The sequence below is a fragment of the Actinoplanes sp. NPDC049118 genome, from assembly GCF_040648555.1.
GTDB lineage: Bacteria > Actinomycetota > Actinomycetes > Mycobacteriales > Micromonosporaceae > Actinoplanes.
On sequence record NZ_JBEZDY010000003.1, the window covers coordinates 434740 to 440808 of the forward strand.

Annotated in this window: 7 protein-coding genes; 4 read left to right on the forward strand and 3 right to left on the reverse strand. The window is 71.7% G+C overall.

Features of this window, described 5'->3' with window-relative positions:
- Nucleotides 1-39: 39 nt before the first annotated feature.
- Entirely contained in the window at nucleotides 40-696 is a 657-nt protein-coding gene (locus AB0B58_RS06795; RefSeq protein ID WP_360218657.1) for a response regulator transcription factor, read from the reverse strand.
- Nucleotides 696-1889 (reverse strand): sensor histidine kinase, encoded by a 1194-nt coding sequence (locus AB0B58_RS06800; RefSeq protein ID WP_360218660.1) that lies wholly within the window; start codon nucleotides 1887-1889, stop codon nucleotides 696-698. Before AB0B58_RS06800 ends, AB0B58_RS06795 begins: the two co-directional genes overlap by 1 nt.
- Nucleotides 1890-2041: 152 nt before the next feature.
- Here AB0B58_RS06800 and AB0B58_RS06805 point away from each other — a divergent pair, with 152 nt between their 5' ends.
- Genes AB0B58_RS06805 through AB0B58_RS06820 form a run of 4 tightly spaced genes read left to right on the forward strand, consistent with a single transcriptional unit; the run spans nucleotide 2042 to nucleotide 5402 of the window.
- Nucleotides 2042-2746: a beta-ketoacyl-ACP reductase gene (locus tag AB0B58_RS06805; RefSeq protein WP_360218663.1), complete on the forward strand. Its 705-nt coding sequence runs from the start codon at nucleotides 2042-2044 to the stop codon at nucleotides 2744-2746.
- Nucleotides 2747-2775: 29 nt separating this feature from the next.
- Nucleotides 2776-3543: an enoyl-ACP reductase FabI gene (fabI, locus tag AB0B58_RS06810; RefSeq protein ID WP_360218666.1), complete on the forward strand. Its 768-nt coding sequence runs from the start codon at nucleotides 2776-2778 to the stop codon at nucleotides 3541-3543.
- A gap of 54 nt (nucleotides 3544-3597) precedes the next feature.
- Nucleotides 3598-4626, forward strand: a complete 1029-nt coding sequence (locus tag AB0B58_RS06815; RefSeq protein WP_360218669.1) for a ferrochelatase — start codon at nucleotides 3598-3600, stop codon at nucleotides 4624-4626.
- Nucleotides 4623-5402 (forward strand): HAD-IIA family hydrolase, encoded by a 780-nt coding sequence (locus AB0B58_RS06820; RefSeq protein ID WP_360218672.1) that lies wholly within the window; start codon nucleotides 4623-4625, stop codon nucleotides 5400-5402. The genes AB0B58_RS06815 and AB0B58_RS06820 overlap by 4 nt, the downstream gene beginning before the upstream one ends.
- Nucleotides 5403-5466: 64 nt before the next feature.
- Here the strand turns inward: AB0B58_RS06820 and AB0B58_RS06825 are convergent, their stop codons facing one another.
- Nucleotides 5467-5703, reverse strand: a complete 237-nt coding sequence (locus AB0B58_RS06825) for a hypothetical protein (protein WP_360218675.1) — start codon at nucleotides 5701-5703, stop codon at nucleotides 5467-5469.
- Nucleotides 5704-6069: the final 366 nt, after the last annotated feature.

The window sequence follows — 6069 nt, forward strand, 5'->3', positions numbered from 1 at the left end:
GTCAGTCCCGGGTGCTCATTGCGAGGCCCTACCCGGGTACTACTCGCCCGCCGCCACCAGACCCGACTCGTAGGCGAACACGACCACCTGCGCCCGGTCGCGCAGGCCGAGCTTCGCGAGGATGCGGCCGACGTGGGTCTTCACCGTCTGCTCGGCGACCACCAGGTCCGCCGCGATCTCCTGGTTGGACCGGCCCCGGGCGATCAGGCGCAGCACGTCGGTCTCGCGGGGTGTCAGGGCCGCCAGCGCCGTCGGTCGGGGCCGCTGCGTGCGGGGGCGCGCCGCGAACTCCGCGATCAGACGCCGCGTCACCGACGGCGCCAGCAGCGCCTCGCCGCCGGCCACGACCCGGACCGCATGCACCAGGTCCGCCGCCGGCGCGTCCTTCAGCAGGAAGCCGCTCGCCCCCGCGCGCAGCGCCTCGTACACGTAGTCATCGAGATCGAAGGTCGTCAGGATCAGCACCTTGACCGTCGAGCCGGGCGTCATCAGCCGGCGGGTCGCCTCCAGGCCGTCCATCACCGGCATCCGGACGTCCATCAGGACGACGTCCGGGTCGAGCCGGCGTGCCGCCGCGACCGCCTCCGCGCCGTCCGGCGCGTCGCCGACCACGAGCAGGTCCGGCTGCGCCGCGAGCAGCGCGCCGAAGCCCTGCCGGACCATGGCCTGGTCGTCCGCGATCAGTACCCGGATCATCAGTCCTCCGTACACGGCAGTAGTGCCTCGACGCGGTAGCCGCCGTCCGGCCGCGGCCCCGCCTCGAGGGTGCCGCCGAGCAGCGCGGCGCGTTCCCGCATCCCGATCAGCCCGTGCCCCGGGCCGCCCGGCGCCGGGGCGGGGGAGCCGGGCCCGTTGCCCACCTCCACGCGGAGCAGCCCCGGACCCCCGCGGACCGAGACCCGGACCGGGCCGCCCGGCGCGTGCCGGGCCGCGTTCGCCAGGGCTTCCTGCACGATCCGGTACGCGGCCAGGCCGACCGCCTCCGGCACGTCCCCGGGCCCATCGCCGTCAAGGCTGACCGTGACGCCGGCCCGCCTCGCGGTCTCGACAAGCGTCGCCACCTCGGCGAGCCCCGGCTGCGGCGCCCGCGGCGACTCGTCGGTCTCCGCGCGCAGCACCCCGAGCAGCCGCCGCATGTCGGTCAGCGCCGCGCGGGCGCCGGACGCGATCGCGGTGAACTCGGCCAGGGCCGGTGGCGACAGGCCCGTGACCCGGTAGGGCGCGGTCTCGGCCTGTACCGCGATCATCGACATGTGGTGCGCCACCACGTCGTGCATCTCGCGGGCGATCCGGGCGCGTTCCTCCAGCACCGCGCGCCGGGCCTTCTCGAGTTCGGTGAGCTCGGACTGCTCGGCGAGCGCCTGCCGGCTGCGCCGCCGCCGGGACACCAGGTCGCCGGCGAGCGCGATCGCGACGAGCAGCACCGCGACGCCCCACGCGTTGGCGCGCGGCGCGTACACGAAGACCGGCACGATGTTCAACGCCGTCACGACTGCGATGACGCCCGGCTCCTCGCGCAGGGCCAGCGCCGCGAACACGAACAGGAAGCCGAGGATCTGGACCGTCGACCACGGCCAGGGCTCGCGGGCGCTCGCGCCGAGGGCACCAACGAACAGCAGCGGGTACGCGATCCGCCAGGCCAGCAGCGGCCGGCGGAACGCCACCGCGACCGGCAGCACGGACCAGGCCGAGATCAGGCCGGCGACCAGCACGCTGATCGGCCGGTTCTCGAGCCAGTACTGCGCGTTCGCCACGGCGAGCCCGAACAGCGCGAGCAGGCCGAGCGGCGCGCCGTACAACCGGATTGTGGCCCAGTGCCGGGACCGGACCGGCGCGGGCCGGTGATCCGGACCGGTCAGCACCCGGCGCAGGGGGCCGACGACGTCCATCCCGGCAGGCTACGGTCACCGGAACCGGCACGTCGTGCACCCCAGGGATGATCTTCATCGCCCTACCCCGGTATGAGCGGGCCGGGGTAGCTCCTACCAACCGGTAACACCTAGTGTTCGATCCGTCCGAGTCTTCGAACAAAGGAGCACGCGTGGCCCGCACCGTTTTGGTGACCGGAGGTAACCGCGGCATCGGCCTGGCCATCGCGCAGGCGTTCGCCAAGCAGGGCGACCGGGTCGCCGTCACGCACCGCGGCAGCGGCGCACCCGACGGCCTGTTCGGTGTGGAGTGTGACATCACCGACTCCGCGGCCGTCGACGCCGCGTTCACCGAGGTCGAGAAGGAACTCGGCCCGGTCGAGGTGCTCGTCGCCAACGCCGGCATCACCGACGACACCCTGCTGCTGCGCATGTCGGAGGAGCAGTTCACCCGGGTGCTGGACACCAACTTGACGGGTTCGTTCCGGGTCGCCAAGCGGGCCAGCAGCAAGATGCTGCGCGCCAAGTGGGGCCGGATCATCTTCATCTCCTCGGTCGTCGGGCTCTACGGCGGCCCCGGCCAGGTGAACTACGCGGCGAGCAAGGCCGGCCTGATCGGCATGGCCCGCTCCATCACCCGGGAGCTGGGCAGCCGTAATATCACCGCGAACGTGGTCGCACCGGGCTTCATCGACACCGAGATGACCGACGTGCTGAGCGACACCCGCAAGGCGGAGATCCTCAAGGCGATCCCGGCCGGGAGGCTGGCGGCGCCCGACGAGGTCGCACAGGCCGTGATGTTCCTGGCGGGCGACGGCGCGGCGTACATCTCGGGCGCGGTCGTCCCGGTCGACGGCGGCCTCGGCATGGGTCACTGACCCCGCCTCTGCGAAACGGAGAAAACGAATTGTCTGGACTGCTCGCCGGCAAGCGCCTGCTCATCACCGGCATCATCACCGACGCGTCGATCGCGTTCTCGGTGGCCAAGCTCGCCCAGGAGAACGGCGCGACGGTCGTGCTGACCGGCTTCGGCCGGATGTCCCTGGTCGAGCGCATCGCCAAGCGGCTACCCGCGCCGGCGCCGGTGATCGAGCTGGACGCGACCAACCCGGAGCACCTGGCCGGGCTCGCCGACAAGGTCCGTGAGCATGTGGACGGGCTCGACGGCGTCGTCCACTCGATCGCGTTCGGGCCGCAGAGCGTGCTCGGCGGAGAGTTCCTCAATGCGCAGTGGGAGGACGTGGCCACCGCGCTGCAGGTGTCGACGTACTCGTACAAGTCGCTGGCGACCGCCTGCCTGCCGATGATGGGCAAGGGCGGAAGCATCGTCGGCCTGACGTTCGACGCGACCAAGGCCTGGCCGGTCTACGACTGGATGGGCGTGGCGAAGGCGGGCCTCGAGTCGGCGTCGCGGTACCTGGCGTTGCACCTGGGCGCGCAGGGCATCCGCAGCAACCTGGTGTCGGCGGGACCGCTGCGCACGATGGCGGCCAAGTCGATCCCGGGCTTCGAACAGTTCGAGGAGGCCTGGGCCCAGCGGGCGCCGCTGGGCTGGGACCTGACCGACCAGGAGCCGGCCGCGCGGGCGGTCTGCGCGCTGCTGTCCGACTGGTTCCCGGCGACCACCGGCGAGATCGTGCACGTCGACGGCGGGTATCACGCCCTGGGCGCCTGAGCCCGGGCTGGGGGTGAGTGGGGGCCGCCGGCCCGGGCGGGGGAGGATGGGCCGGTGGCGTACGACGCGTTTCTCCTGCTCTCATTCGGCGGCCCCGAGCGTCCCGAGGACGTGATGCCGTTCCTGCGCAACGTGACGCGCGGGCGGGGCATCCCCGAGGAACGGCTCGCCGAGGTGGCCGAGCACTACCACCACTTCGGCGGCGTGTCCCCGATCAACCAGCAGTGCCGGGACCTGCTCGACGCGGTGCGGGCCGACTTCGCCGCGCACGGCGTCGGCCTTCCCGCGTACTGGGGCAACCGCAACTGGACGCCGATGCTGGCCGACACCCTCGCGCAGATGCGCGACGACGGCGTCACCTCGGCGCTCGGCTTCGCGACCAGCGCATACGGCGGCTACTCGTCCTGCCGGCAGTACTGGGAGGACATCGCCGCGGCCCGGGCCAAGGTCGGTCCCGGCGCGCCCGCCGTGGCCAAGCTGCGCCAGTTCCACGACCACCCCGGCTTCGTCGCGCCGCACGCCGACGCGGTCAGGTCGGCGCTGGCGACCCTGGACCCCCGGCGCCGGGCGAGCACCCGGATCGTCTTCACCGCCCACTCGATCCCGGCCTCGATGGCCGCGACCGCCGGCCCCGACGGCGGCCGCTACGAGGCCCAGCTGCACGAGACGGCCGCCCTGGTGCACGCCGCGGCCACGGCCGACGTGCCCTGGGACCTGGTCTGGCAGAGCCGCTCCGGCCCGCCGCAGGTGCCATGGCTGGAACCCGACATCAACGATCACCTGACCGCGCTCGCGGAGAAGGACGTCACCGACGTCGTGGTCAGCCCGATCGGCTTCGTCTCCGACCACCTCGAGGTGATCTGGGACCTCGACAACGAGGCCCGCGAGACGGCCACCGGCCTCGGGCTCGGCTACGCCCGCGCGGCGACGCCCGGCACCGACCCGCGCTTCGTCACGATGATCCGCGAACTCGTCGAGGAGCGGAGCGCCGCGCTGCCCCGACAGCGGCTCGGTACGCTGCCGGTCTGGGACCAGTGCCCGGCTGACTGCTGCCCGCCTCCGAAACGCCGAGGAGCGAAATGACCGAGCGCAAGGCCATCGAGACCTGGCTCACCGACATGGACGGGGTGCTCGTCCACGAGGGCGTGCCGGTCCCGGGTGCGCCCGAGTTCGTCAACCGGATGAAGGAGTCGGGAAAGCCGTTCCTCATCCTCACCAACAACTCGATATACACCCCCCGCGACCTGCAGGCCCGGCTGAGCCGGATGGGCTTCGACGTGCCGGAGCAGTCGATCTGGACGGCCGCGCTGGCCACCGCACAGTTCCTGGCCGGCCAGCGCCCCGGCGGCACGGCGTACGTGATCGGCGAGGCCGGCCTCACCACCGCGATGCACGCCGTCGGCTACGTCCTGACCGACTACGCGCCGGACTACGTGGTGCTCGGCGAGACCCGGACCTACAGCTTCGAGGCGATCACCAAGGCGGTCCGCCTGATCAACGACGGCGCCCGCTTCATCTGCACCAACCCGGACCCGACCGGCCCCTCCAACGAGGGAGCACTACCCGCCGCCGGCTCCGTCGCCGCGATGATCTCGAAGGCGACCGGCGTCGAGCCGTACTTCGTAGGCAAGCCGAACCCGATGATGATGCGCTCGGCGCTGAACGTCATCGGCGGTCACAGCGAGAGCACCGCGATGATCGGCGACCGGATGGACACCGACGTGCTCTGCGGCCTCGAGGCGGGCCTGGAGACGATCCTGGTCCTGACCGGCATCAGCACCCGCGCGGAGAGCGAGCGCTACCCCTACCGCCCGTCCCGCATCGTCGACAGCGTCGCCGACCTGATCGTCGAAATCTGACCGGACCCCGGGGACATCCCGGAGCCGCCCGCTGCCGTCGAGGCCATCCGGGCCGCCGAACAGCTCATCGACAGGCCGCCGGATAGGCGTCGAGATGCGCTCGCACGACCTGGGTGACGGAGCCGGCCAACGGTGTGCGTCGTTCCTTGTCGTTCTTCGGTAGGCCGAAGACGAACTGGTTGCGCACCCGCTTGACCTGCCTCCGGACATGCAACCAGCCGCCCTCGAGGGCGAAATCGTCGGGCGACAGCCCGAGGATTTCACCCTGCCGGGTACCGCACCCAGCACCGATGTCCACCATCGGGCCGGTACCGGCGCAGTACCCCGCCCCGCACCGCTACCACGGTTTCGATCGGCCGGTCACCGAAGAACGGGATGACGTGCTTGCGGACCCGGAACGCCACCGACTCGCGGCTTGACTCGTCGAACTGGTGGGTGTGCAGCCACGCCTCCGCAAACGTGCTGAACGGGACCATCCTGACCAGCCGCCGGATCAATGTAGGTACCTGGGCGCTTGTCGGTCTCCACCGCCGACAGAAACGCCTCAGCGTCCCGCTTTGTGCCACCGACGGGGGACTGTCTCGCTAACGGTGTTTCCGGCGTCTTCGGTTAGTAGGTTTCGGCGGCCGGGAACCGGTCGCCGAAGGTGATAGAGAAGGCGTTCAAG

Excerpts from the sequence above, each read along its gene's own strand:
- AB0B58_RS06795 (WP_360218657.1), bottom strand. The coding sequence starts at position 696 with ATGATCCGGGTACTGATCGCGGACGACCAGGCCATGGTCCGGCAGGGC.
- AB0B58_RS06800 (WP_360218660.1), bottom strand. The coding sequence starts at position 1,889 with ATGGACGTCGTCGGCCCCCTGCGCCGGGTGCTGACCGGTCCGGATCAC.
- AB0B58_RS06825 (WP_360218675.1), bottom strand. The coding sequence starts at position 5,703 with ATGGTGGACATCGGTGCTGGGTGCGGTACCCGGCAGGGTGAAATCCTC.
- AB0B58_RS06820 (WP_360218672.1), top strand. The coding sequence starts at position 4,623 with ATGACCGAGCGCAAGGCCATCGAGACCTGGCTCACCGACATGGACGGG.